The 25,020-nt window shown below is 58.6% G+C and carries 17 protein-coding genes and 3 pseudogenes; 9 read left to right on the top strand and 11 right to left on the bottom strand.

What is annotated here, in order from left to right:
- Positions 1–362 precede the first annotated feature (362 nt).
- The 4 genes from DBV14_RS07465 to DBV14_RS07450 are packed head-to-tail and all read left to right on the top strand — an operon-like array spanning position 363 to position 6,281.
- On the top strand, positions 363–1,196 hold the full coding sequence (locus DBV14_RS07465; RefSeq protein WP_124458560.1) for a TnsA endonuclease N-terminal domain-containing protein: 834 nt from the start codon (positions 363–365) through the stop codon (positions 1,194–1,196).
- Positions 1,196–3,394, top strand: a complete 2,199-nt coding sequence (locus tag DBV14_RS07460; protein ID WP_124458559.1) for a Mu transposase C-terminal domain-containing protein — start codon at positions 1,196–1,198, stop codon at positions 3,392–3,394. The genes DBV14_RS07465 and DBV14_RS07460 overlap by 1 nt, the downstream gene beginning before the upstream one ends.
- Positions 3,391–5,118: an ATP-binding protein gene (locus DBV14_RS07455; protein ID WP_221621879.1), complete on the top strand. Its 1,728-nt coding sequence runs from the start codon at positions 3,391–3,393 to the stop codon at positions 5,116–5,118. The genes DBV14_RS07460 and DBV14_RS07455 overlap by 4 nt, the downstream gene beginning before the upstream one ends.
- Before the next feature lie 2 nt (positions 5,119–5,120).
- Positions 5,121–6,281: a TnsD family Tn7-like transposition protein gene (locus tag DBV14_RS07450; protein ID WP_185545958.1), complete on the top strand. Its 1,161-nt coding sequence runs from the start codon at positions 5,121–5,123 to the stop codon at positions 6,279–6,281.
- A 233-nt stretch (positions 6,282–6,514) separates the two neighbouring features.
- Here DBV14_RS07450 and DBV14_RS07445 read toward each other — a convergent pair whose 3' ends face one another.
- The 5 genes from DBV14_RS07445 to DBV14_RS07425 form a co-directional block, all read right to left on the bottom strand.
- Entirely contained in the window at positions 6,515–6,859 is a 345-nt protein-coding gene (locus DBV14_RS07445; protein WP_124458557.1) for an HAD domain-containing protein, read from the bottom strand.
- On the bottom strand, positions 6,856–7,689 hold the full coding sequence (locus tag DBV14_RS07440) for a metallophosphoesterase (RefSeq protein WP_124458556.1): 834 nt from the start codon (positions 7,687–7,689) through the stop codon (positions 6,856–6,858). Before DBV14_RS07440 ends, DBV14_RS07445 begins: the two co-directional genes overlap by 4 nt.
- Positions 7,686–8,531 (bottom strand): metallophosphoesterase, encoded by an 846-nt coding sequence (locus tag DBV14_RS07435; protein ID WP_124458555.1) that lies wholly within the window; start codon positions 8,529–8,531, stop codon positions 7,686–7,688. Before DBV14_RS07435 ends, DBV14_RS07440 begins: the two co-directional genes overlap by 4 nt.
- The gene (locus DBV14_RS07430; protein WP_124458554.1) at positions 8,528–8,980 is read right to left on the bottom strand and encodes an HAD domain-containing protein; all 453 of its coding nucleotides are present in this window, start codon (positions 8,978–8,980) and stop codon (positions 8,528–8,530) included. Before DBV14_RS07430 ends, DBV14_RS07435 begins: the two co-directional genes overlap by 4 nt.
- A 91-nt stretch (positions 8,981–9,071) precedes the next feature.
- Entirely contained in the window at positions 9,072–9,998 is a 927-nt protein-coding gene (locus tag DBV14_RS07425; protein ID WP_124458553.1) for a metallophosphoesterase, read from the bottom strand.
- Between the two features lie 590 nt (positions 9,999–10,588).
- On the opposite strand from DBV14_RS07425, the gene DBV14_RS07420 reads away from it, so the two are divergent.
- The 3 genes from DBV14_RS07420 (at position 10,589) to DBV14_RS07410 (ending at position 13,578) form a co-directional block, all read left to right on the top strand.
- Entirely contained in the window at positions 10,589–12,190 is a 1,602-nt protein-coding gene (locus tag DBV14_RS07420) for an RNA-directed DNA polymerase (RefSeq protein ID WP_124458552.1), read from the top strand.
- Positions 12,187–12,945, top strand: a complete 759-nt coding sequence (locus DBV14_RS07415; protein ID WP_124458551.1) for a hypothetical protein — start codon at positions 12,187–12,189, stop codon at positions 12,943–12,945. Before DBV14_RS07420 ends, DBV14_RS07415 begins: the two co-directional genes overlap by 4 nt.
- 279 nt (positions 12,946–13,224) lie before the next feature.
- Positions 13,225–13,578: a transposase gene (locus DBV14_RS07410; protein WP_124458550.1), complete on the top strand. Its 354-nt coding sequence runs from the start codon at positions 13,225–13,227 to the stop codon at positions 13,576–13,578.
- Positions 13,579–13,602: 24 nt separating this feature from the next.
- Here DBV14_RS07410 and DBV14_RS07405 read toward each other — a convergent pair whose 3' ends face one another.
- A complete protein-coding gene (locus tag DBV14_RS07405) occupies positions 13,603–16,767 on the bottom strand; it encodes a glycosyltransferase (protein WP_124458549.1) in 3,165 nt (1,054 codons plus the stop codon).
- Positions 16,768–16,829: 62 nt separating this feature from the next.
- Here DBV14_RS07405 and DBV14_RS07400 point away from each other — a divergent pair.
- Positions 16,830–16,988: pseudogene (locus tag DBV14_RS07400) on the top strand (transposase domain-containing protein); the annotation flags it as partial.
- Between the two features lie 154 nt (positions 16,989–17,142).
- Here DBV14_RS07400 and DBV14_RS07395 read toward each other — a convergent pair.
- The 5 genes and pseudogenes from DBV14_RS07395 to DBV14_RS33790 form a co-directional block, all read right to left on the bottom strand.
- The gene (locus DBV14_RS07395) at positions 17,143–17,997 is read right to left on the bottom strand and encodes a hypothetical protein (RefSeq protein ID WP_124458548.1); all 855 of its coding nucleotides are present in this window, start codon (positions 17,995–17,997) and stop codon (positions 17,143–17,145) included.
- Positions 17,998–18,002: 5 nt separating this feature from the next.
- Complete coding sequence (locus tag DBV14_RS07390) at positions 18,003–19,112, bottom strand: hypothetical protein (RefSeq protein ID WP_124458547.1); 1,110 nt, start codon at positions 19,110–19,112, stop codon at positions 18,003–18,005.
- A gap of 5 nt (positions 19,113–19,117) precedes the next feature.
- Positions 19,118–21,517, bottom strand: coding sequence for a sensor histidine kinase (locus tag DBV14_RS07385; RefSeq protein WP_124458546.1), 2,400 nt, complete (start codon positions 21,515–21,517; stop codon positions 19,118–19,120).
- 23 nt (positions 21,518–21,540) lie between these two features.
- Entirely contained in the window at positions 21,541–22,845 is a 1,305-nt protein-coding gene (locus DBV14_RS07380; RefSeq protein ID WP_124458545.1) for an Eco57I restriction-modification methylase domain-containing protein, read from the bottom strand.
- Between the two features lie 1,276 nt (positions 22,846–24,121).
- Positions 24,122–24,265, bottom strand: a pseudogene (locus tag DBV14_RS33790) (transposase); the annotation flags it as partial.
- Between the two features lie 408 nt (positions 24,266–24,673).
- Here DBV14_RS33790 and DBV14_RS07370 point away from each other — a divergent pair.
- Positions 24,674–24,889 (top strand): annotated as a pseudogene (locus tag DBV14_RS07370) (IS3 family transposase); the annotation flags it as partial.
- Positions 24,890–25,020 lie beyond the last annotated feature (131 nt).

The raw sequence follows: 25,020 nt of genomic DNA, 5'->3' as shown, positions 1-25,020 counted from the left end.
TGACTTTACTGCCGCTGGCGCGAGGTTTCAAGACCTTTCGCGCTGGGGAGACGCACGTCTTCAATTTGGTCGAGATCTGTCGTTCCTGGTCGCGTAATGCGTATCGCCGCTGCAACAGCAACGGTATGCGCGTCCGCGCGCCGGACGGACAGTCGCCGAGGGGCTTCCCGTGCAAATGTGCCCGAAAGGGCGTTTTGCAAAGAGGAAGTTAATGAACCATTCCATATCCGATCCACTGTCGTCCCAGTGGAAGTCATGTGCCTCGCCAAGCTCGGCAGGCTCTTCAGTTGCGACCTCATCCCAACGCAGTCGCCGTTGGCCAGCCGCAATGGAGGTGCATCTTGGCTAAGCACCGATACGCGATGGACGAAGACAAGATCGCCAGGTTCATCAAAGAGGGGCGAGGTCAAGGCGAAGGGGCTGACTACAAACCCTTCCTCACCATCCACGATGTGCCTTCCAACGGCTTGTCGTCGCGAGTTCCCGGCCGCAAGACCGGGCGGCTGCATCACACGCTGTCCAAGATCGAGCGAGCGCTGATCTTGATCTACGACTGGGACGATAACGTGAGCGACTTGCGCGAGCAATTTCCGCTCGATCGCGAAGTGACACGGCAGATCGCCGCGAGCATGGAGGTCAAGCATCCCCAAGATCCAAAAACCGGCGTTGACATCGTCATGACCACCGACGTTGTCGTGACCTACGGCAAGGATGCGGCAAGGCGGCTCTTGCCGCGGGCGGCCAAGACCACGAAAGAGCTCAACGAAAGCCCGCGCGTGATCGAGAAACTCGAGATCGAGTCGCGCTACTGGGAGATGCTGGGAGCCCCCTGGGCCCTCATCACCGAGCGTGAAATTCCCGCCGTGCGCGTAGGCAACCTTGAGTGGCTCTCGGAGATGCGAAGCCTGGAGCACTTGGTCACGCCTCATCCGGACTATTGGCGCGACAGGTGCCAGCAGTTCATTCACGCCCTGGCGCGTACGCAGGGCGCCAGCATGCAGTGGCTGTGCCAGCAGCTTCAGGACGAGTACGGATTCGAGGTGGGCGAAGCACTGACCGCGCTGCGGCACCTCGCGTCGGACAAGCGTCTGGCCTATGACCTTGATCGCCCGTTCGATATCAAGGAGTCCGCGGGAGTCTTTCGGCTGGCGGATGACGGAGATGCGGGTGCAGTTAATCTGCGGAGGGCCGCCTGATGCTGTTCCTCAACGCAATCCTGGTGTATCCCGGCACGGGCACAGACAAGGCGCAGCGGCTGCGCCTGCTCTGGCTGCATCCGTCTAACAGAGTCTGGTTCGTGATCGATATCGACGACCCTGGTGCATTTCCTTCGATCCGCGAATCGGAAGAACTCTCCGATGACGTACTGCAAGGTCGGGCGCTCCTTCTCAAGCCGGAAGAGGATCCATTCCTGCCTATCACGTCGATGACCACGCCGAGCGATTCGCAAGTTCGCGGGCGCGACGCGGCCTGGAATTCGATAGCGACGATCGTGGTCATGTCGCCGGAGATCTTCCATCCGCAGAGGCGCTCGCGGGAGATCACACTGCACATCGAGAGCAACGGAGGCAGCAAGCAGGCGATCTACAACAACCTACGCCGGTACTGGCAACGCGGGCAAGTCAAGAATGCCTTGCTGCCGGACTTCCCCAACTGTGGTGCCAAGGGAAAGGAACGCAACTACACGGAAGGGATCAAGCGAGGCCGACCGCGCAAGTACGGAACCGAGATCGGCATCAATGTCACGAAGATGACCCGAAAGATCTTTGCGGTGGCCGTGGGCGTCTACACCAATGAGAACGGATTCACCGTCAAGGGCGTTTATGACGACATGGTGGCGAGGTTCTTCACGCGTCGAGCGAAGAATGAGGAGACGGGTCGCTCGGAAAGCGTTGGCCGCAAGATCAATGCGCAAACTGGCGAATGGCTTCGCCCGACGATCGATCAGTTCAAGTATTGGTTCTATCGGGAGATTGACCGCTTCGACATGAAGCGGCGCCGCGTGGGCGCCAAGATCTACGACAAGGACATGCGGGGCTACATCGGAACAGCAACGCAGGGCGTATGGGGTCCTGGCGCGCGCTATGCGATCGATGCCACCATTGCCGACGTCTACGTCGTGTCGCGGCTCAACCGCAAGAAGATCGTAGGTCGACCTGTCGTCTACGTGGTAATCGATGTCTTTTCACGCATGATAGTGGGTGTTTACATCGGTTTGGAGGGGCCATCCTGGGTGGGCGCGATGATGGCATTGGCGAACACCGCGACGGACAAGGTCGCCTTCTGTGCTCAATACGGTCTGGAAATTAATCCCGAAGACTGGCCGTGCCGACACCTTTGCACATTCCTTCTCGGAGACCGCGGCGAGTTGGAGAGCGAGAAGGTGGAAATGCTGCAGGCCATGTTCGGGGTGATCGTGGAGAACACGGCACCATACCGGGCCGACTGGAAGGGTGTCGTCGAAACCCGCTTTCGGTTATTGCCCGCGAAGTTCAAGCCCTATGCCCCGGGGTACGTGAAAAAAGACTTCCGTGCCCGCGGCGGCAGCGACTACCGGCTGGACGCGACGCTCGATCTGGATCAATTCACCAAGATCATCATCGGCTGCGTTCTCTACTTCAACAACCATCACGAACTCAAGGATTACGACGCGGATCGCGGGGTCGTCGAAGATGAGGTCCTGCCGGTGCCTTGCGATTTGTGGGAGTGGGGCATCGCGAACCGCAGCGGGCAATTGCGCCAGTACCCCGAGGACCTCGTCAAGTTCGCCCTCATGCCGACCGCGTCCGCGAGCGTCACGAAGGAAGGTATCCTTTTTCGCGGGCAGCACTACACCTGCGAACGGGCGATGGCCGAACATTGGTTTGATCGGGCTCGGCAGGATGGACGTTGGCCGGTGAAGGTGTCCTACGACTCGCGCTGCATGGACCGCATCTATCTGCACCGCAACGACGAGAGGAAGTTTGACGTGTGCAATCTCACGCCGCGCAGCCGTGCGTTCCTTGGGCTTTCCGAGTGGGAGATTGGTGAGCAAAGCAATTCCACGAAGCACGCCTCAGCCAATCATCGCGAGAAGCAGCAACTCGGTGACTCGGCGCTCGTTAATCTCATCGACGAGACCATCGCCGAGGCGAAAGCACAGGCCGGCCCCGCTTCGATGAAAAGTAACAGCGCGCGAGTGGCCAAGATCCGCACGAATCGCACCGAAGAAAAGCAGGAGCGTCGACGCCAGGAAGTGTTCACGCCTTCGGACGGGACGGCACACCCAGTCGCGCCAGCGACCAAAGGCGCCCCATCCAGGGGAGGCGAGGTCCTTCCATTTCCATCGCCGACGCAAGAAGACGACGCCGAACCCAGCATTCTTGAAATCCTCAAAATCGGAGTTTCCAAGTGACTCAATTCAATCTCGAAGCAGCCAATCTCCCCGAGTACCAGGGGAATCCTTTCATCGCAAAATTACCGGTCATCCTTTCTATGCAGGAATGGGCCGAGGTATTGCGAGCCGATGTGGTCTTCGATCCGAGAGAGCGTGACTACCCTGCGAAGCTGAGAAAGCACTGCGTCATGCGGCTGCTGCGGTACTTCGAACCCATGGAGCGCCAGATCCGTCTGGCGGAGCGCCTGGACATGATGATCCGCCAGGGCTACATAGGGCGCAATCCGGCCGCGCCGGGCTACGCTGCTCGCCTGGCCGGTGGAGTTCGCAGTGCCATCGAAGAGATCTCGTCGAACAAAGTCATCCCTTTCTTCCACCCAACTGCGTTGAGCTTTGCGTTGACGGGTTGTTCGGGCGCGGGGAAGACGCGCGCGGAAGAGCAGGTTCTCTTGCGGTACCCACAGATCATCGTCCACCCTGAGCTGAACATGGTCCAGTTGGTATGGATCAAGCTAGAGAGCCCACAAAAGGGCGGGCCCAAGCAGTTGTGTATCGACTTCTTTACCGCCGTGGATCAGTTGCTCGGAACGAAGTATTTCAAGCTTTACGGCAAGGGCGGCGAGGATGAGATGGTGGTGCACATGGCGGAAGTCGCCACTCTTCATGGGATCGGCCTTTTGGTGATCGACGAGATCCAGCATCTGAAGCATGCGCGCTCTGGCGCCGGAGAAGAGGTGCTCAGCTTCCTGGTGAAACTGGTCAACACGATCGGCATTCCGGTCGAGTTGATCGGCACGCCGAGCGCCGTCCAGGTCTTGCAGGGCAATTTCAGGCAGGGGCGACGCTCAAGCGGTCTTGGCGCACTGCATTGGGATCCGATGCCGAAAGACGGGGTGTGGGACTATTTTCTGAAGAGCATGTGGAAATTCCAGTGGACTCGCAATGTGACGCCATTGACACAGGAGCTCAGCGACGTCCTTCATGACGAGTCGCAAGGCGTGACTGATCTGGTGGTCAAGATGTTCATGCTTGCGCAGATGCGTCGGATCTCGATCGGCGAAACGAAGCCCGGCTCGGATGAACTGATCACACCCAGCCTGATCCGCCGTGTCGCGAAGGAGGACTTCTGGTTGGTCGCGCCAATGATCCAGGCACTTCGGCTGAAGGACGGCAAGGCGCTGGCGAAATACGACGATCTTCAAACCTTTCACAAATACCTGGGCGGGGTGTTGCAGTCGGCCGCTTCGTCCTCCGTGATTGTGGGCACACAGCCGATTCCGGAGCCGGCCAAAGCGGTTCTGACGGGGGCGCAGACGTCGGCGCAGAAGATCGTGGATGCGCTTCGGGCGTTTGGGGTGTCCGAAGATATTGCGAAGGTTATGGTCGAGAGCTTAGGGGCTGAGGTGGAGCAGGCCAATCCGTTGGATCTGCTGACGCGGGTTGCCCAGCAGATCGAAGTGGGCACCCCAAGCAAGGCGAAGATGGAGACGAAAGGCCAAAGCGCCCGAAAAGCCAAGGCAACCACTAAAGCAAAGGGCTCCGGACCGAAGTCGATGGGAAGCAATCAGAAGATCCCTGAAGGTGAGCTGGAAAATTCCCAACCGCAGGAGCTTCAGCCGACCGATCTGCGCTACATCGTCACGCAGGGTACGACTCGTTCCCTTTCGCCCTACGAAGCCTTGTGCGAGTCGAAGATCATCGTGTCCCCTGTGCTCGATCTGCAGCAACAGCAGGCTCGCTGATCGTGCTGGCGTATTTTCCGAAGCCCTATCCAGGTGAGATCCTCTACAGCGTGCTGGCTCGCTTGTGGGTCCACCTGGGCCAGCCAAAACCCGGACTCTTCATGGAGATGGTTTTTGGTCGGAAGAGCGCCAGAGCGGTGCTCGATCTCCCGGGGCATCTCGATGATCTCGCACTGCGTGCTCCCTTTCATGCCGTGGAGGCGGATCATGTCATCGACGAATTGACCCTGTTTCCCTACTTCACGGCCTTCGAGCCGCCAAAGATGCGAGAAGCGCTGAGGAAGGGAATGAAAACGGGACGCCTCAACACGATTCAAGCCCTCTCGGGACTGCAAGCGTACGCCGTGGGTCGCGTCGGCGATCTACGTTACTGCCCGAACTGCGCCGCGGAGATGTATGAAAACTATGGGGAGCTCTACTGGCTGCGGGAGCACCAACTTCCCGGTGTGATCATGTGCCATCGACATCGCTCAAGTCTCTGCCTGAGTGCGCAAGGGCGCCAGTCCCATTTCTTTCAGCCAGCTTCGCGGAGCGCATGCCCAGCCGATGCCGATCCGATTGTGCCCCCTGGTCATTGGGACGTGATGCCGCACTTGGAGCGGCTGGCGTTGCTGAGCAAACGCCTGCTGGACGAGCCGCCACCGGCTCGCACATTGACGGAGTGGCGCGCTCATTATTTCCAGCTGCTGCGCGCAACGGATCTTTCAAGGTCTGCGTTGATGATCGACCAGAAGTTGCTGAACGCCAGTTTGCGCCAGTTCTATGGTCGTGCGCTGGAACTATTGCCGGACGTCATGGACGGGGAGACGCTTCGCGGAAACGGGCTGACCCACATGGTGCGAAACGATCGGCGCTCTGTTCATCCGCTCTATCACGTGCTGCTGCAGGATTTCCTCGAACAACGGGACCAGCATCCGTCGCCGTTCGGCTCTGGGCCCTGGATGTGCGGCAGCAGGGTCTGCTCTGCCGATCAGCGGTTCCCGATCAAGACGTTCACGTGGCACCGTTTGCGCAATGGCCGGCGTATGGCTGTCTTCACCTGTGGTTGTGGCTACAGCTACATGCGCTCCTTTGACGAGGCCACGGGCACCATCGGAAAACCGACCTTGCTTCTGTTCCGTGCGCCTGTTGCCAAGGAACTGGAATCGCTACCGGCAACTTAGACGAATAGGTGCGGATGTTCTTCTGTGGCGCCATGTCCGGAAAACTTCCTGGCAGGCATCACCGCGGTCTTTCAAGGACTCCACCGAGCTAGTGAATATTCTGTGCCAATGTGGCCTGACGCGCGTGGAGGTCCAACGGGATGAGGTTTCTGTGCGTCTAAGTGGCGATGAAGCTTGAGCGCCACAGCTTTCTTGAACCAAGCCACAGTTCGTCAACTGATCCTATGGCCGACTCAACGGCCGGCCGCGAATCGCAGGAAGTGCGAGCGCAGTTCTTGGTAGCTGTCTTGATCGAACGCGCGTTGAGGATCGGTAAGCACGATTCGTTCAAAGCCCAGTTCAAAGCTGCCGGGCCAATCGTCAAGTGCGACCCACTCCGCAGCACTGCGCCCGTTTCCGTCGAGCCAGGCCTGGATCTCCAGCTGCCGTCGATGGTGGACAGCCACATGGGGAGCCATCTGCGGCGTCGCGCCGATGATCCGGTGCCGGATGGCCGCCTCGAGGTCCCCATCCGAGACCGCAGTCGCGGCAGCCACCACTTGCTGGATCGGGGGGATAGATGACTGGATGTCACTCATAGCTCGACCATGAACTCGGGGTTGAACTGCTTGTTCTCCTGGTCACGGCCATGCCGCATGTATCCCCGGGGGTTGCACACCACGCGGCAGTTACCGACCTGGTAATCGAAGCTCTCGTGGATGTGGCCGTGTACCCAGAGTGAGGGAACGTCGAAGAAAGAGCCCGGAAGCTCGCTCACGAAGGCGCCGGACAGCCAATTGGCCTGGTAGTGTGGTGCGAGCGATCCGCGGTGCGGTGCATGGTGGGTCACGACCACCGTCGGTCCGTCGAAGGGCTCGGCCAACTTCTGGGCCAGCCAGGCTCGGTCACGCTGGTGCAGCGCTCGCGTGTCCTCGGGCGTCAGGCGGCGCTTCCTCGGCTTGACGTGCACCATGGACTGATCGGCAGGCTCTGGTGTCTCGGCCCACCGGATCGATGAGTAGTCGTTGAGTTGGAGCTTGGCGATCTTCATGGCGCGCTCGATGTCGACGGTGGGGCCGGCCTTGGCCTGGATGGGCAACTCGAAATCGGTCCACAGCGTGCAACCCAGAAATCGAACGCCCTCGATCACGGCCTCGCCAGGCGCCAGCAAATGAACCTTGCACGCAGCCGCAGACAGCGCCATTTCCTTCTGCGTGGTCTGCAGCACGCCGCTGTAGAACTCGTGGTTGCCCGGCACGAAGACGATCGAGACCGTGTCCCCGAAAGTGTCTGCCCGCCGGGCCCAGCGCATGGCCTTGGAGCCTGGCACGAAGATGTCCCCGGCAAGGATCACGACGTCGTAGTCGATCTTCGGGACGTTGAAGACGCCGAACTCGAGGTGCAGGTCCGAAAGGATGAGCAGCTTCACGAGCCCTCACCTCCAGTAACATTTTGCACATCGATGACCAGGGAAGGATCGAACGCCTTGTTCTCGATCCTGCCGCTCCAATTCACGTAGCCGCGAGGGTTGCTCACGACTCGGCAAGAGCGGACTCGGTAATCGAACTGCTGATGCGTGTGACCGTGGACCCAGAGCACGGGCACATCAAAGAAAGCATCCGGAAGCTCGTTGACAAAGGCGCCTGAGGCCCAGTCATCGGCGTAGCGCTCTGAGAGCGAGCCGCGATGGGGTGCATGGTGCGTCACAACCACTGTCGGTCCGGCGAACGGTTCCGAGAGTCTGTCGCGCAGCCAGGCACGCTGCGCCTGATGGATCCGAAGCGTGTCGGCCGCTTGAAGCTTTCTTCCCTGCTTGTCGCGCCAGGTATCGGGTTCTGCGGATTCATCGACTGTCCGGATCAGCGCGTAGTCATTCAGCAGATTGGTCGCCATCTTCATGGCACGCCCGGCATCACTGATCGGACCTTCAGGTGTCTCGATGGCGAGCGCGAAGTCGGTCCACAGCGTTGCGCCGAGAAAGCGCACGCCGTCGACTACCAACTCATCACCGTCGAGCAGATGGACATTGCTGCCGTCGGCCGCGCGACGTGCCTCGGCCAGTGTCGTGTCCAACCGCCCGTCGTAGTACTCGTGGTTTCCAAGCAGATAAATCACCGGCTTGCCGCGAAAGCGATCCGCCGCCCACTGGACGGCGCGCTTCGCAGGCGAATGAATGTCGCCGGCGAGGATGACAACATCGAACTCGAGATCAGGCACCGGTTCGAAGGGGGCGAACTCGAGATGAAGGTCGGAAAGAATCAGTACTTTCATCGAGGCGCTCGTTCAAAGTGCACGCGAAGTTCGGCACTGGCCTTGTCATCAAAGCCGACGAACGAACCACACACCACCAGATGGTCCTTGCAGTGATCGAATTGCCAATAGGCATCGTCGAGCGCGACCCAGGGTTCGTCGACGGCGTCGTGGAGCTGGAGCCAGGCGAGGATTTCTCCTTCACGCTGTCCATAAGGTGGCGGGAGTCCGAAGCCCGAATGCGGCGTGGCCCCAAGAATCCGATCCCGAATGTCGCTGGAGAAGGGCTTCAGCAGAGTCTCATAGAGAAGCTGCTCACGCCAGGATGAACTGATCACGATCTTCACGTGCGGGAACTCGCGCAACAACGCCTCCAGGCGCGGCAGGAGGCAGAAGTCGACACCGCCGTTGAGGATGTGCTCTTCCCCTTCGGGATGGAGCACGCCGTCGAAGTCGAGGAACAGGATCACTCCGGGCCTCCCCAACCATTCCCATCCAGCGACCACGCCAGGAGCGAGTCCATGCCAACGCCAAAGGCACAGAACGGCGCCACGGCGGTCCTCATGCGACACCGCCGTGTTGAATCGCGTTAAGCATCGATCGCACTTTCTCAGACCCGCCCCCGGCAGCGAACGCTGCTGGCGTTTGGCCATCGAGCAATTCGTGCGGCTTGTTCAGCCAGGCTTGGGCTTCTACGCCGAACACCTGAGCAGCGAGATTCAGCAAGTCTTGTGGAGGACTTCCCATCCCAGTCTCATCCCACGGCCAGGCCAGGTGCGAGCCCATGTCGACCCCGAAGGCGCGGAACGGTGCCGCGGCGGTCTGCATCCCCTCGGCGAGATAGTCGATGTTCTGATGATGGTGGCCATGGACCACCAGCTGGACACCGAGCGTCTCGGCGAGCTCGTCGATCGCCCTCCAGCCGTATGGATGCGCCGCCGGCGCCTCGTGCGTCACCAGGATGTTGGCGGGCCCGCTCCGCAGCAGCTGCTGGAAATCGTCGGGGAAGATGGTGGAGCGATGCCGGCGAGCAATGCCGTCTCGCCAACGCTCTTCGCGGCGCATGGACCGGCGCAACGCGTCGGCCGAGACGAATGCGGCCTCTTTGACCGGCTGCCGCGGATCCCAGATCTTGCTGCGAAAGATGCCACCCAGGCCTGCGACCTTGTATCCGGCGATCTCGACGATCCGTCCATGCAGGTTGCGATCCGCGAGCTCCGATCCCCACAGGTTGTCGTAGTCAGTATCCGAGTCCGTGTCGTGGTTCCCGTGGATGAACCAGACCTCGGTGAGAGCCAGGATCGGCTGCAGCTCGATGTGCAGAGGCTGGCGCGCCTGGATGTCGCCCAGCAGGACGATCGCCAGCGGTCGGAAGCGCTCGACCGCGGCGATCGCAGGGGCGAAGTCGCCGTGCGGATCGCCGAAGATCAGGATCTCGGGGCTAGCGCTTGCAGGCGGGAGAGGAAAGAGTTGCTTTTGGCTGACCATTCTGGGCTCCTGGATGGAGCCGAATTTGTCAGCTCCTGGACTGGGGAACGAGGATGAGGCGAGGCGATATCGCCGCTGCTATCCGGTTCGAGGTTCGGGTCGAGGTCCGCGAACATATGGCCAGGCGAACAGCCGCGCCCGCGTCGGATGCGACGCGTTGGGTGGTTGCGGCTGAGAAGTTCAACATGGCGTTTGGAAACAAGTCTTGAGGGAGCGTTTTCGTCGGGCTTATCTTAGCGATGGCTACCACATCGGGCAACCGAGATCGTCAACACTCAACGGCTGATCGAGGGCAGGCTCAGCAGACCTAATGCTTCCCGGATTCGACCGGCCAGCCGCTACTGCAGCAGGATCGCCAGCTTCGCGTTCCATTCATCGCACTCGATCTTGGAAGACACATTGACCCGGATGGTCGGGCGATCAAAGTCACTCGTCTCGAAGAGGACGTGCACGTGCAGATTCCCAGGCTTCAGGTTCGGGAGAGTGGAAAACGCCGAGACCGTGCCGATGAGTATCCTGCGGAGGTCTGGAGCTGCTTCATTCTCGCTTTAACATCGGGGTCACCCAAACCATGTTCTAGAAGAGGCGCAATGCACTTCGATGACGCGATCACCGCCGCACTTCGCAACGTCGCCGAACATGGTGACACGGACATCTTTACGTTCCCGTTCGAGAACCTGCTATTTCGCGATCGGCTATCGGATGCAAGCAAGCTAATCAAAAGCATCCACTCAAAGCCCGACCACTGGCTTTCGGTCTATCCGCCCGAGACGATGCGAAGTCTGACACAGGTCGGTTATGCCGGGTTTCGATGGGCAACGTTGATTGATCCGTTCTGGAACGCCTACTACCTGTCGCTGGTGCTGTCGATCGCCGACAAGATCGAGGCCGTCCGCGTGCCGGAAGTCGACAACACGGTGTTCTCTTACCGTTTTCAGTGGCAAGACGTCGAAGCCAAGATATTTAAAGATAGCACTTGGATCGACTTCAGAAGACAGTGTTTGGCGCTTAGTGACGTCTACCCCGTAGTTGTGCAGACGGACATTTCTGATTTTTACCCCCGTATCTATCACCATCGTATCGAAAATGCGCTGCAGCGCCTGCCTGGCGTGGGTGATCAGCCGAACCGGCTGATGGACCTGCTCAAACAGTTCTCGCAGAACGTGTCTTATGGCCTGCCGGTAGGTGGTCCAGCTTCGCGAATCCTGGCCGAGCTTTCACTCGATGGAGTTGACAAACTCCTCGTCCGACGTGGTGTCCGCTTCTGCCGCTATGCGGACGACTACGCCATCTTCTGTGCCGACAAGGCGGAGGCCTATCGCACTCTGGTTTTCCTTTCGGAGAAGCTGGCGAACGAAGGCTTGGTGCTTCAAAAGAAGAAGACGCGCATTCTGTCGGCGCAAGAGTTCCGCGAGACGGCTCAGTTGTTAGATCCCGCTGAAACTGCGAGCGCGCTGGCCACTGAAGAGCAGAAGCTGCTGAGCATCTCACTGCGTTTCGACCCCTATTCACCTACCGCCGAGGCGGACTACGAAGAGCTCAAGGGGGCCATCCAGGAAATCGACATCATCGGCATATTGGGTCGCGAGATCGCCAAAACAACGATCGACTCTGCCGTGGCCAAGCAGGCCGTTCAGGCCATCCTCGTTCTCGCGCCAGCACAAAAGCTGCAGGCAGTGAGCATGCTGCTCGATGGCGACAACGTAATGACGCTCGCTCCAGTATTTGTGACGGTCATGCGCGTCGTGCGCGAGGTATACGCGGGCTCAGCCACCGATGAGCGGATTCGCATCGATGAGGCCCTTTGCAAACTGTGGACCGAGCAGTCGCCGTTGCTGTCGGTTGAGGTCAATCTTTCATACTATATTCGTGCTATGGCCGGCGATCAGACCCAGCAGAAGGAGGAGATACTGATCAAGATCTTTGAGGAGAGCGCCAACCCGATGATTCGCCGCTTGGTCATCTTGGCAATGGCCAAGTGGTCATGCCACTACTGGTTGTCCGATGCAAAGACGAAGTATGGCGCGATGTCTGTCTTTGAGCGGCGTGCCTTCATCATGGCCTCTTACTTCTTGGGAGACGAGGGCAAGCATTGGCGCGGTCACGTCAAAGGAAGTTGGTCCGAAGCTGAGCTGCTGATCCGAGACTGGTTCTCTGATCGATTTCAGGCCAACAAGAGCGTACCGTTGTGATTTCCGAGCGCGCCTTCGCGAAGTCTTTCGCCTCGTTCTGGCAGGAGCTGGTGCCGCTGCTGACACCACGTTTCGTCGGTCTCTTCAACGAGGCCTATCGGAAGGAGCTTCTCGACGAAACCGGGGGGCTGCTTAAAGCTGTTCCGATCACGCCTGGCACTCGAGCTGACATCGTTGCCGAGTTTGCTTTCTGGGGAGCCCGATTGCTGCGCGACAGCGGTCGAGTTCCAACAAGTCTGCTCGATGACCCAGGGATGATCCAGGAGGCAAGCCGAAGAGCTTTCGAGGTAGTACAGCACTACGAAGGTGCGAAGCCCGACTCGATGGAGTCATTGCAGCCCTCGGAATTGAATCAAGCCTTGGCGCTGGCAAAGAACTACGCGTCGCTCTACCGTGCCTTCCAGCCAACATCCCCCGTCGAGTTCGGTCCGAGGTTTCAAGGTTGCGGCTTCCTGAATACTGCAGAGGGTGATCTTGGCATCGGCGGGACTTTAGTGGAGGTCAAGACGACGACGCGTAAGGTCGCCGGAAAAGATCTGCGACAGCTCATAACTTATCTCGCGCTTGATGCGGGGGCCGGGCGTCAACGCTGGAGCCACGTTGGCATCTTTAACCCTCGGCGCGGGACTTTTCACTGTGCCGAGGTTGATTCGCTGCTACTTCGAATCTCTGGCGGAAAGCCACGCGTCGATGTTCTTGGCGAACTAGTGGAGTTCGTCCAGGCAACCGAATTGGTCAACGACCGGACCTTCTAGAACGACTTCTCGACTCATCGTCCATTGAGCGGGAAAGATGTGCATGCACCTGATGCGTTGACGGCGCAGATAACAAGTCACTGCAATCGGGCTCAGAGTTCCTCGAATTTCGTCTCGTGAAGGAGGCGTCGCTAGCTTCTGACGACCGCGAAGCCTTGCCAACTGATCGGGGAGGGCAAAGCACCGTTGCCGTGCCGTTTGATTTCTTGTTGGAACGTAAGCCGCACGGTGAAGTCATCTTGATTGCCCGATGGTCGGCAGGCATCGTGTCCGCGATGAATGATGTGGACGCAATATGGTGTGGTTAAGCGGGCCACCCGTCGCAAGCACAGCGCGCGGTTCAAGGCGGAGGTCCTTGAGGCGTGCCGGCAGTCGGATGCTTCTGCCGCGGCGCTCGCGAAGCTGTACAGCCTGAATGCGAACGTAGTGCACGGATGGCGTGCCGACGTTCGCAGGGCTGCGTCGCCGAAGGCGACTGACGTTCCAACCTTGCCGATGCCCGACTTCATCACGCTCGATGTGCAGCCCAAAGCCGAGATGCCGGCCCGTGACATCCGCATCGAACTGGAGCGAGGCAGCGCCACCGCCGTGGTGCACTGTCCGGTGGAATCAGCATCGTCGTGCGCAGCCTGATCAGTGCCGCTTGTGAACTGCTGCCTAGCTGCCGAATACGACGGCGAGCATGGATTTAGAAGCTGTGTCCCAGGTGTGGTCCGTGAAGATGTCTTGGAGTTCGACGGTTCGTCTAAAAGCGGCCTTTCGATCGCGCAGAACAAACTCAAGCGCCTTCGCCCATTCGGTTGCGGACTCATCGACATCATCCACTGTGCGCACGACGTACTGTTGTAATTGGTTCGAGCTGGAAATCTTCGACTTCAAGAACTCCGCGAAGCCACTTTTGTTGCTAACCAGGATGGGTGTGCCAGCTTGTAGCGCCTCGAGCGGCACGAGGCCGAAGCCCTCGCGGCGAGATGGCATCAACAGGACTGAGGCTCGCCGCAGATCTTGCTCAATTGCGTCGATGTCCGACGAATACTCTTTGACTCGAATGGACAGATCGCTTGGGTACACAAGGTCGCGAAGCGCTTCTCTCAACGCTGTACCAGTCCCAGTGGGCGCTCCTCGCACCACCAATTCTGGAGTGGAATCGAACTCAGATCCGGACTCGAGCAACTTCGCAAGCGCCTTCGCGGCAATATCAAGGCCCTTGAGCTGAATGTCCTCCGCTCGCCCCAGCACCAAGCACAAGAGCAAAGGAGACGGCTCTCGCTCGGCGACTCCTCGCAACCCGGGAATGAACTGAAAGAGCCTGGGTTGAACTTGCAAGGCCGACAGAAGATTGCCGACCTCCAGATAAAGGCGCGGGCCCACTGCGGCTACGAGATCCGCTTCCTTGCAAAGATCGAGCTCGAGCCCCTCTCTGTGGTCAGCGGTTTGCGCAGCGTCTTCCTTGCCTTTGTACCACTCGATCTCGCCTGGGGCCATGTGGACGAAATGGATCCGCTTGGCTGTTGGATAGGAGTCCTGCTGCTGGACTCGAGCGGCTTCGCCTGTAATTCGACCATGCCCGATGATCAAATCAGGCGCGAACCCCTGGAGAGGCAGACGCCTAAGAAGGCCGCTGGCGGGATCCTGGCCCCCTGGGCGCGCTCCCACGAGTCGGACATTCACAGCAAGTGCGGCGTTTGCCTCGCCAGCTTCAATGCGCGGAACCACGCAAACAACGTCGTGACCCAAGGATGAGAGGGACTTGCAGAGCTCCCGATTGAATGTCGAGAGGCCGCCGTGCTTGGCCGTCCACTCTGTGGCCATCACGAGGATGCGCTTCGATGGGTTTGATGCAGCGACGACGCTCGCGGGCACGACTGTGGTTGGTTCTGCTGGCGCTTCGGACTCGGGGATATTGACCCCGCGGCTGCCTCGACTAATAGCGCGGAGAAGTCGCTGCACTTGGTCGAGACTTGGGCCTTCAACAGCCCCCTCGGCAATTGCCTTCGTTAGCAAATCCTTGGCCTCTGGAGTGCGACCGGTCTTGACCAGCGCCTGCACTAGCATCCGGTACAGAGCAAAAGCATCTTGCTTGGCCGGGACGCGCTGGACAGCGTCGCGAAGTAGCGCGATCGCCGTATCCTCTCGATTCGTTTCCGCGTACAGCTCTGCAGCCTTCATGTAGAGCGGGGTTGCAGACTTCTCTGGCGGCACGTTCAGGATGCCTTCTTGCAGAAGGATTAGTGCATCCGGAATCTTGCCAGCGCTGGCAAATAGTGTCGCCCCGTAGTGGTACAGAGCAAATCGCTTGTCCTGATCTGGGACAGCGTCGAGTGCTTTGTAGATAGTCTCGATGGCACCAATCTTGTCCCCGGTCTGCTCTAGCAGTTGTGCGAGGAGCACCCACGCGTCTGCAGGCGCGCGTCGACCAGCCGTCGCGGCGCGCGCGTGCTCGACGGCCTTCTTGAGATCGCCCGGTCCTTTGCGAGCCCGCAAGCATCGCGCTATGTAGTAGTGGAGTCCTCCTGGCGCACTTCGCTCCAGCAGGATGCTGAGAATGCCGATTCGCTCGTTGAGATCTTCCGGATGGTTTGGAACAGGCGACGTCGCATTTAGCTCGGCGCGAGCAACGTCGATCATCTGCACGACAAGCTCTCGAAGCTCCTCGTTCTTGCCAGCGTGGTAAAGGTGATACCGCGCCTCAGCAAATGAGTTCACCAGCCGAGAGTTGAAGCCGCTGGCGTCCCGAGCTTTCAACGGTCGTACGTAGTACTCCGCAGCACGAGCGTGCGCCTGCTTGAAATCCGCGTCGTGCTCGCGAAGGTGCGTCAAGCCAATTTCTCTGACAAGCGGCTGCACCGAGTACCAGCCACCCACGTGATTCAAGAGAAAGTGTGTGACGAGTGCATGGGCTAGAGCGCGACTCTCCGCCCGCTTACCGTCGTACAACAGCTGAAAGACGCCTTGCTCGAAATTCTTGCGATGGACACTCAAGAGAAGCAAACGCCTGTAGTGATCCGGGTTGAGTTGCGCGATGGATCTTTCAAGCAGGTCGCGTTCCAGACGGATCAAGAACTCCCGCGACATGTCGCGATCCAGAACAGACCAAAACCCCGGGTGACGCCCGACGACATCGTCGAGAGAATCGAAGGCGAGCGACGCTACTAGTGTCTCAATGGCCCGCGGATTGCAGCCCAGGACCTTGACCAGATCTAGCTTTCGCTCCTCCGATACCGCGTCAGTGATCGTCGCAGAAGCGAGCCGATCTTCGAGTAGCGCAATGGCCTCGGCCGGCGCAAGCTCATTGAGCCTCTTGACGGGGATGTCCGCAGACCAACGCCCTTGCACCAGCAGGCGATCGCTCAGAAGGAGCAGCCGGCCTTTGTGGCCTCTATTCATGCCTATCGACTGCAGGACGTTGGCCAGTTCGTCCATTGGCTCGCCGCTGTCGGGCTTGAGCAGCCGCTGAAAATCGTCAATGACGATCAGGACATCATTTCGGAGGGCGCGATCGAGGGCGCGAGCAAAAATCAGGTCACCTTCCCCGAGAAGTGCCGTCTCCATGTCGGGCTGGTTGCAATGCCCCGTGAGGTTTGAGGCTAGATCTAGAAAGAGATCTGTCAGGGACGGAGCAGGCCGGTTCGTGACCTCTTCAAAGCAGATCTGCAAATGATCAACGGTCTTGGCTGCGTCACAGAGATCGCCAGCAAGGGCGGTCTTGCCGACGCCGGGGAAGCCTTCAACGATGCAAATGGGAGGCCCATCTCGAAGCCAAGTCGCTCTCAGCCAGTCCAATAGCTGTTGTCGTTGCGTGCCAAAGGTCGTTTTGTACATGTTGCGCTCCCGGGTGTCCCTGCCCCCTTGTAGGATGCGAGCATACCCGGTGGGCTCGGAGCCAGCGGGCGGTGGCGGTGATGAGGCTGGTGCAGTCGGCGCATACGAATGGGCATGACCCTTGTGTCTATCTAGAGGATGTGCTGACCCGGCTGCCTACGCACAGGGCCAGCCGGCTCGGGGAGTTGCTGCCGCGTGGTTGGTTGGATGCGAGCGCCTGATCAATAGCCGAGTGACCGGCAACGGTCAACAAGGGATCGCCGTGTGCTTACGTTGGAACTTCGGCGTATAGATGATGATTCGCACCGCTACGTCCCCTTTTTCCGTGTGACCGTACAGGATTCGCAAGCAGCAGGCCTTCGAATGCCACGCCCACTATTGAGCCTTGGCTGATTCTGGATACCAGCAGGCAGTGCTGAACACCGCAGCGTTGTGCAGTCGGTCGCGAAGCTCAACCGCGGACCTGCCTTCGCGCGCGAGGTTGTTCGTGCCTTTGAGCAGCTCGAGAAGCGCGACAAACTGTTCCGTCACGTTCGTCCTATCCGCAGCGTTAACCCGTCGCGTCCCGTCCTTAAGCGCCTTGTCGTGATCGGCATCTCGTTTCACGTCTCCCGGGTTGCAGAAGTAATCCGCGGCCACCATCGTGAACAGGGAGAACATGTCAAGTTGTGGTGTGGGAATTCGGAGATAGGGCGTTCCAAGAGCAACCTTGTTGTTCTGGTCCACCGTGATGCTGGCGGCGTCCAGGTGCCAGATGTCGGCCAAGAGTTCCTGGTAGACGGAATCATCGTGGCTAGAGCCTCGCTGAACGTGAAAGATGGGGTGAAAAGGCGTGCGCCTTCCGTCCGAGTCAACGGCATCCACATCGAAATGCATCGTGTCAACCATCTCGAGATGTGCTGACTTGTGTGGAACCTCCGTGTACTTGAAGATGGTCAGATTGCAGCTATGGGTGATGCACGGATCATTCGCATCCTTGGAGAATTTCAGATCTCCGTCGATGAACATCGCAAGCTGAAGATTGCTCCGTGCTCGTTTGGACGATGACTTCACCGGTGCATTGGTGATACAGATTGGGCGTTCCGGGGCGTACAGGTAGAAGTCGTCGTCGTCGCCGCTAAGCTTAAGCTTAGGTGGAAAATGCAGCCTTGCGCTTTTGCTTTTTACCAGTGGCTCGAGCTTGGCTCCCCACTGCTCCCAGTGGCGTTGAAGTTTGGCTATTGGTGCCATGGCGATCAGATGCTCAACATGGGGCCGAGTTGCTCGTATAGATCTCTCTTGATACGCGCAAGTTGCGCGCCGGTAGGTATCCAGTCGGGCTTCGGAGCAGCGTCGTCTGCCGAGATCGGCTCTTGCGTGAGCAAGCACAGGTATGCAGAAGCACCGACATTTTCAGTGTCAACCCGCTCAAGCTTTTCGTCCTTCAACTGCGGCGCGGTTGCGATATCTCCATTGAATGTATCTAGAAGATCTGCGAGGTTGTCTCTCCAGTAGTACGTGTCAACATCAAAAAACGGCCCACGGTATAGAGAGTCCTCGATGAGGTCTTGAACTGCGCCGACTTCGAACGAAGGGAGTCTGAGATTGAGATACGCAGCGGCCGCTTTGCTCGAAAGGAGCGGTCCGGGGAACATCAAGATGTAGTTAATAAGCCAGTAGCCAAGGCGAGTAGCTTGCGCGGCTCCGTTGGCGGGTTTCACCGGATCATCACCATCCTCTCCCGTGGGAGCGCCGAAGAAGAAAAAGTTTTGCGCGGTATACCCGAGGAGGTCGGCCTTGAGGGACGGGTGCTCGAGCATAGTCTCGAGAATCCCGGCGGGGCCAAGAGGCGCGGTGAGCAAGTCAGGCTTCTCAGTGATCGACTTCTGTAGCGCCGCGAAGCCACGCGCAACTGCTAAAAGCCAAGGGACGAATGCAGTCTCGAGCTTGTCAGGTTGAACAAGCTCCGATGGCACCCATACGGCGCTCGCGCCTTCGCGTGCCAGTCGGTGTAGATCTTGCAAGCGTGCGACGTTCGTCGTGCTCATTCGTTTTCGATAGCGGCACACAGGAATGCCGATCTCCTGAAACGTCTGACGGCAAAGCGACTGCGTAACGCCATTGCCGAGCCGAGACAAATCGGTATCAAGAAGCACCAAGTCGATTGGCGTGGCTTCTTGCAGCGCCCTCACTTTGGTCAACATCTGCTCTTCCAGCGACGCAGTCCCGGTCTCGTCGAACTTCTCCTTAAGGCCCGTTGTACCTGGCGTCATCAAATCGACCGTCGAGTCGACCTCCTTAAAGGCCGCAACAACGCGCTCGATGAAATCCTGCTCGTCCTCAATGATTAACATCCGCATAAACATCTCCCCTATTCTTCGTTGAGAGGGAATGTCACTCGAAATGCAGTAACGAAGCCTGGCGGTGGCTCGTCTAGCAGTTCGATCTTTCCCTTCATCTTCTTGACGACTTGTTGAACCAAGCTCAGTCCCAATCCTAGCCCTGAGGCCAACGGATTATCTTCATCAGCGCCAGCTGAAGTCGAGTACAGCGGATCCCAGATGCGGTCGCGCAAATAGTCTGGAATGCCAATGCCGTTGTCAGCACAGACAAGAACGTGTTTCGTCCCCTCATTGGTCGCATAGACACGCACCTTACGAGGCTCTTTGGAGATCTTCGGTACGAGTGCCTTCAACGCGTTCGATATGAGATTGACCACAACGCCGTGATAGGCAGCGATCGGAATCACTGGCCCGGGCAGCGAGGGATCGATGTCGACCTTCACATCGACGTTGTGCGTTTGCGAAATGGAGTCAAGCGTGTTGACGATGAACTGCACCTGGGCGTTAGATTTGAAGGACTGCGCTCGAGGCTGCCGTGCTCGGCCAATGAACACGCGCATGTAGTCCATGTAGTGCGCCAGAGTGCTTTCCATGGAACTGAGCTTAGTGGCTGTGCCTGCGAGTCTGGGATCGCGATTAGCGAGCGCTTTGATGACTCTAGCCGCCTCTGACAGAGTGCTGACTGCCTTCTCGAACTCATGAGTCATGAACCCAGCCATGATGCCCATCATGGACATCAGCTCAAGGGATTCGCGCGCTTCCTTGTTGTACTCCGACGTCTCGGCGTAGCGTGCCTGCGCGATCTTCAACTGCTGGACGATCTGCGCGCGGTACTCTGGCTCGATCCCCTTGGAACTTCGAATCTCCGAGATTGCGCGAGTCAGCGCGTTGTTGGCCTCTTGCGCGGCTTCTTCGTTCTTCTGTTCTTCTTGGGTGAGACGATCAGCTCTATCGAAGTGTGCGATAAGTTCGGCGGCGAATCGACTGACATGCCACAGCGTCCGATAGGCTCCGTTGTCTCGCAGTGACTCGCGATCCATGTTCGGCTGCAGCCACTCTTCGCTATCCTCATCGTCCTGTGTGGGGCGCTTGTGGGTGGCGATGTGAACGCGACCAATCAGCTGCGTGCCTCGCGGGAGTGCGAGCATGGGGTTACGCCCTGGATCCGCCTTGTCCGTAGCCAACATCGGAAAGAGAATCGGCATGAAGATGGACTGCCAGTCCCGTTGGTTGGTCGCCTTGCTTGCGTCAATACCCAACCAGTCGCTGCCGCTGTCATAGTCGTGCATGACAAAGCGGTTGTCCGCGATCGCATAGCCAGCGTGATCCCGAATCCAACGTTGAGCGACGATGCCGTTCAACCCATGGCCGCTGAAAGTGCCTTTTCGCTTCGGAAAGAACCGTAGGTCAATAAAAATCGGAGAGTTCACATGCTCAGCGAGCGGCAATTGCTGGAAGTCTTCGAACTCAAGGCGCAACCCGCGAATATCAGCCTCTTCTTCACCGGAGGCTCGCGCACGGTCTGGGGTGAAAGGGCTGCAAAATTTGGCGATGTTGAAGGTGCCTTTCTTCATCGGCGTCTTGCTGCCGTGCCAGAACACGCGGTAATCCAGCTTTCCAGTCTCATCTACATAGATCCGGACTCGTCCGACGAAGGCACCCATGATGGTTTCTTGCACATTCGGCGCTAACGTCGTAGCAGCGTCTTCGCCCTCCTTCGAGGGGAAGTTGACTGAAAATCCAGGATCGCGATCAGGATTGACGTCTGTACTCTCTTCAATCGGGTGGAATGGCGCGGGCTCTAGGCCGAGAATCGGGCTCGTCAAACGCAAGATGTCCGACTTGACTACGGCAGCGGAGATCTCGACGGCTTCTCGACGAAGCTTGGTAATCGTCAACGTTGTCCCGGCCTTGGCATCGTGTCCAACGATTTGCACCGAGTATGGGATCTCTACTGACTCGATAGCTCGCTGTTGGGTGAACTTGTCCCAGTTGAAGGTGGCCCTCAACAGAGTTCGAACACCCGAGGCTAGGTCCTCGCAGGTACTTTCAAGCACTACGTGCCGACCGAGGAAGCGAGCGCTGAATCGACCAATGCCCTTTGAGCCTGCCATCGACCGCTTGTACTTGCGCGATAGGCGCTGCGCGCCCTTGTTTTGGGTGCTGACGACCATCCAGTTGCTCAAGAACTGCTGTTCTGTCATCCCGTGACCGTCGTCTCGGACAACGATAGTCTCTCCATCAAGTTCAATGTCGCAGGTGTGCGCGTCCGCGTCGTAGGAATTCTTGATCAGTTCAGCCAGTGCCACCTCTGGCTTGCTGACCAGGCGCTCACCGAGCTCTTCGAGATGGGCTGCGCTAAAGGAAAAGATGGCAGTCTCACGCCTGACTCCTCCCGTGGGCGCATCTTGGGTCGGTCGCTTCGCCACAGCTATCTCCCTTGCTTTGTTGTTTAGGAGATTTCCGCCAGTACTGCGTTGAGCTGCTTAACCTCGACCTTTTTGAGGTTGTTGGAGTGGCTCACCACACGTTGTTGGAAATCGTACTGCCTCAACCGCTTGGCGAGCGTGCCCGCGGTCGTTGACTTTGCATTGGCCGCAATGATGCCGTAAACCGTGCCGACCGCAATCGCTCCAGCGCTGTTGATCAGAACTTTAGAGGTTTTCCCGACAAACGCTGAGGAGAACAGAAGTGTGGGCTTCGGATGCGGTCGGTAGCGCCACCACGTCGACCTCACCGTACATGTCGAGTACTTCTTCCATCTTTCACCAACGTGATCGAGATAGGTCTTCAGTTCGGGGGAAACGTTTTCCTTGTCACTTCGAATGAGCCAACAGCGTTTGCCAGCTGCAACGTAGAGATCCTGGAAAACATCGCCATCTAGTTCCTTCGTCTCGACTGGGATATGGCGCAGAGTCGTCACGCATGGGACCACGTCGCGACGCTTTTGCAGTGAGAAATGAAGGCGCTCCTGCTCGGTAAGCACGAAGATATCTTGTCCACCAGGGCTGAGGCCGCGCCGGCTATACAGCGCCGATGTTCCCTTCTCGTAAGGCAGCACCGCACTCGAAGAACCTGACGCATGCTCCAGCGCTTTGATGGTGCCGTCCCTTCCGATCTCGCCAAACTCCCAGCCACCCATCTTGGCGCTCTTGTCGATGATCGAGATGGAAGCCGTGGTCAGAACGCTCGGAAATATTTTTGCGTTGAAGCGGTACACGCTGACACGCCAGCCCATCTGATCGATGTAGGCGCGAAGTTCTTTCGCGCTGGGACGAGTGACCCATTCAAAAGGAACGAGTTGAACTACCAAGCCGTCGTCAGTGGTCTTGAGTAGCGCTTGCAGAAGAAACAAGACAAATGCGTTTGCCGTGGACTTCATGTTCACGCCGGCTTGCTTGCTGAAACTCTCCAGAGCTTTGGCGCGCCATTCGCGATCAAGGTTGTGGTGCCGAATGTATGGAGGGTTGCCAATACAGAGGTCAAAGCCCGCTTCTTTCCATGTCATCGCGTCGGCCACCTGCACCTTCGCGCCTGCTGGGAGCGAAGCAGCTTGAGCCTTCTTCTTGTCAAGCTCGACTCCGGTGTACGACTCATAGGCGTTCCGAGCCCGCGCAAATCGTGCATCACCTGCACCGAGATCCAGTACCCGAGAGAACGCTTTGCCCTGGCGTCGCTCCAGCGCCAACCTCCAAAGGAGATCAACGATCTCTGGCGGTGTGGACACTTGGCATCGCGATAGGTGCTCGATCTTCATTTGCGTCTGGTTCTTTTCTGGAGGCGAGCGGCATCCGCATTGTCGGATACCAACGGAGTCGTCATTTGCGGTTTAGCCAAATTATGCCCATAATTTGATAAATGACAACGCTTCAACTTAACCAGGCGACAGGAGTTGATGCAGCCATCGATTGGCTTCGCGAGCGTTCAGAGGTCTCCGATTCCACTCAAGCGAGCTACCGAGGCGAAGCCAATAGGTTTTGCGAATACCTCGCGACGCGCGGTGCGTTGCTGGTCGCTGACTTCACAGAGCAACTCTGGGACGAGTACTTGCGAGGACTGATGTCGGCGCGGCAAGCAATTGGCTCTCGAAGAAAGGATGTCCTGCGCCAATCCAGTGCGCTTCAAGCGGCGCGAATCACCAGGTCGTTCCTTCTCTACTGCCATCAGCGCGGGTGGCTACGATGGTCGCCAAGCACGGCTCCAAGATCGTGCCCAAGCAGGGAGAAGCGACCCGTCACCCAAGCGCCTACCGCGCTGAGCCGCATCGTGTTGGAATCGGATGCAACTGAGGATGAGGCCACGGCTCGACGGCGATGCGCAATCTCGCTAACGTTTTGGGCTGGCCTGAAGCCACGAGAGCTGGCCTCCTTGCGCACTGAGGGCCTTGTCACGCGCGAGGACGGCACCGGGGTACTGCAAATTGACGGAAGACAAGCGCCAGCAGAATGCCCACCTGAGTTGATCTCTGTGATCCTGGCCTATCGTCACGCGCGCCTGTTCGCGCAACCGCGCGCGCAACGGGAGTTACTGCAACCGAACACCCCTCTGCTAACTCGTCTACGGTCGTCCGACGGAATTGGCGCTCATTCAGCCTGGCGGCTAGTAAGGGCTTGGCAGCAGAACGGCGAAGACGAGGCGAGCACGCTCGGGACAAAGGTTGTCAGGGAAAGCTACGTCGTGCTGGCTAGCGCCGATTCGGCCTATGCGCTGAATCAAGTCGCGCTCCAAACTGGTCGCGCATCAACGCTGACGGATGCGGGCAATCTGCCTTCGGGTAGGATCCGGATAGACCGAGTTCGTCAGCATCTGATCGCTGCGCGTCAATAGCAGCTAGAGGTGCCCTGAGCAAAGCGATGTCAGCTGTGCATTCAAGTACCCATAATTTGGCGAGCGCGGCGCCATGCGGGCACCGATCCAGCGGCCGATGGTACTAGTTGCGAACTCAGCCTGACGACTCCGCGCCGCATTCAGGCCGTTCTGCTCTTCGCCGCATGCACTCATGTCGGCACAGCCAGCAATTTGCCGCGCACCGTTCACAGGTTGGGCGGCGCAAACAGCATGACCAACTGGGCGGTGTTCTTCTTCAACCTACGGCAGCGCACCTTCACATGGCCGAGCCGGCGCTTGATGATCCTGAGCAGGTGTTCGACCTGGGCTCGCACGCTCGCCTTAAGCTTTTTGGCGTGTAGACCAACGCGTCGGTCTTGTTGGCCTCGTCTAGCGCTCGGCGCTTGCCCGGGTGCATCGCGATGCGCCAGTTCGCGCCCACTCTAGCGTCTGGGCCCTTGATTGCAACCTGGTAACCCGCATCGGCGAGCACGTCGCTCTCCTGCCCGTATAGCAGGCTGTTGGTCGAGGTGGGCCGGATTTTGCATAGTGTCCCTAGACGCTCTGGTCCCGGGAAGGCCAATCCAGAACATTAATACCTGCATCGTTGCCACTTGGAGTGCAGTCACCCAATGCCGCCACGTCTATCACTCCTAGGATCCCTGCTTTAAAAAAGTGCGGGGGAGAGTTTTACGTGAGTCAGTCTTAAACGGAATTACTGGGGTTAGGGGGCAGTTTTCGGTGGCAATCAGCAGCAAGGTATCACCTGCAGCATAAGCCGCGCGGGCGAGGTCTGGGACAACTCGGCTATGGAGATTTTCTTCAGTTCACTGAAGACTGATCGCACGGCCAGAAAGGTGTACCGGTCCGGGGAGCAGGCTCACGCCGGCGTTTCCGACTACATCGAGCGGTTCCATAACCCGACGCGTCGTCACTCGACGCTCGGCCAAGTCGGTCCGATACAGTTCGAGCAAGCTCAAAAAGCTGAGGTCGGTGTCCACGAAACCGGCAGCAGCCCAGACGATAAAATTTCCGAGCTAGACATGCTATACAACAGGCGGTGTACTGTCTGCCTAAGCCATCCTCGTTTCTTGCATGCCAAGCA

It is taken from the genome of Variovorax sp. KBW07 (genome assembly GCF_003852515.1).
GTDB lineage: Bacteria > Pseudomonadota > Gammaproteobacteria > Burkholderiales > Burkholderiaceae_C > Variovorax.
The sequence above is the reverse complement of the archived record's forward strand: the minus strand, read 5'-3'. Positions and strand labels throughout refer to the sequence as shown.

Excerpts from the sequence above, each read along its gene's own strand:
- DBV14_RS07465 (WP_124458560.1), top strand. The coding sequence starts at position 363 with ATGGACGAAGACAAGATCGCCAGGTTCATCAAAGAGGGGCGAGGTCAA.
- DBV14_RS07460 (WP_124458559.1), top strand. The coding sequence starts at position 1,196 with ATGCTGTTCCTCAACGCAATCCTGGTGTATCCCGGCACGGGCACAGAC.
- DBV14_RS07445 (WP_124458557.1), bottom strand. The coding sequence starts at position 6,859 with ATGAGTGACATCCAGTCATCTATCCCCCCGATCCAGCAAGTGGTGGCT.
- DBV14_RS07435 (WP_124458555.1), bottom strand. The coding sequence starts at position 8,531 with ATGAAAGTACTGATTCTTTCCGACCTTCATCTCGAGTTCGCCCCCTTC.
- DBV14_RS07425 (WP_124458553.1), bottom strand. The coding sequence starts at position 9,998 with ATGGTCAGCCAAAAGCAACTCTTTCCTCTCCCGCCTGCAAGCGCTAGC.
- DBV14_RS07420 (WP_124458552.1), top strand. The coding sequence starts at position 10,589 with ATGCACTTCGATGACGCGATCACCGCCGCACTTCGCAACGTCGCCGAA.
- DBV14_RS07410 (WP_124458550.1), top strand. The coding sequence starts at position 13,225 with ATGATGTGGACGCAATATGGTGTGGTTAAGCGGGCCACCCGTCGCAAG.
- DBV14_RS07405 (WP_124458549.1), bottom strand. The coding sequence starts at position 16,767 with ATGTACAAAACGACCTTTGGCACGCAACGACAACAGCTATTGGACTGG.
- DBV14_RS07395 (WP_124458548.1), bottom strand. The coding sequence starts at position 17,997 with ATGGCACCAATAGCCAAACTTCAACGCCACTGGGAGCAGTGGGGAGCC.
- DBV14_RS07390 (WP_124458547.1), bottom strand. The coding sequence starts at position 19,112 with ATGTTTATGCGGATGTTAATCATTGAGGACGAGCAGGATTTCATCGAG.
- DBV14_RS07380 (WP_124458545.1), bottom strand. The coding sequence starts at position 22,845 with ATGAAGATCGAGCACCTATCGCGATGCCAAGTGTCCACACCGCCAGAG.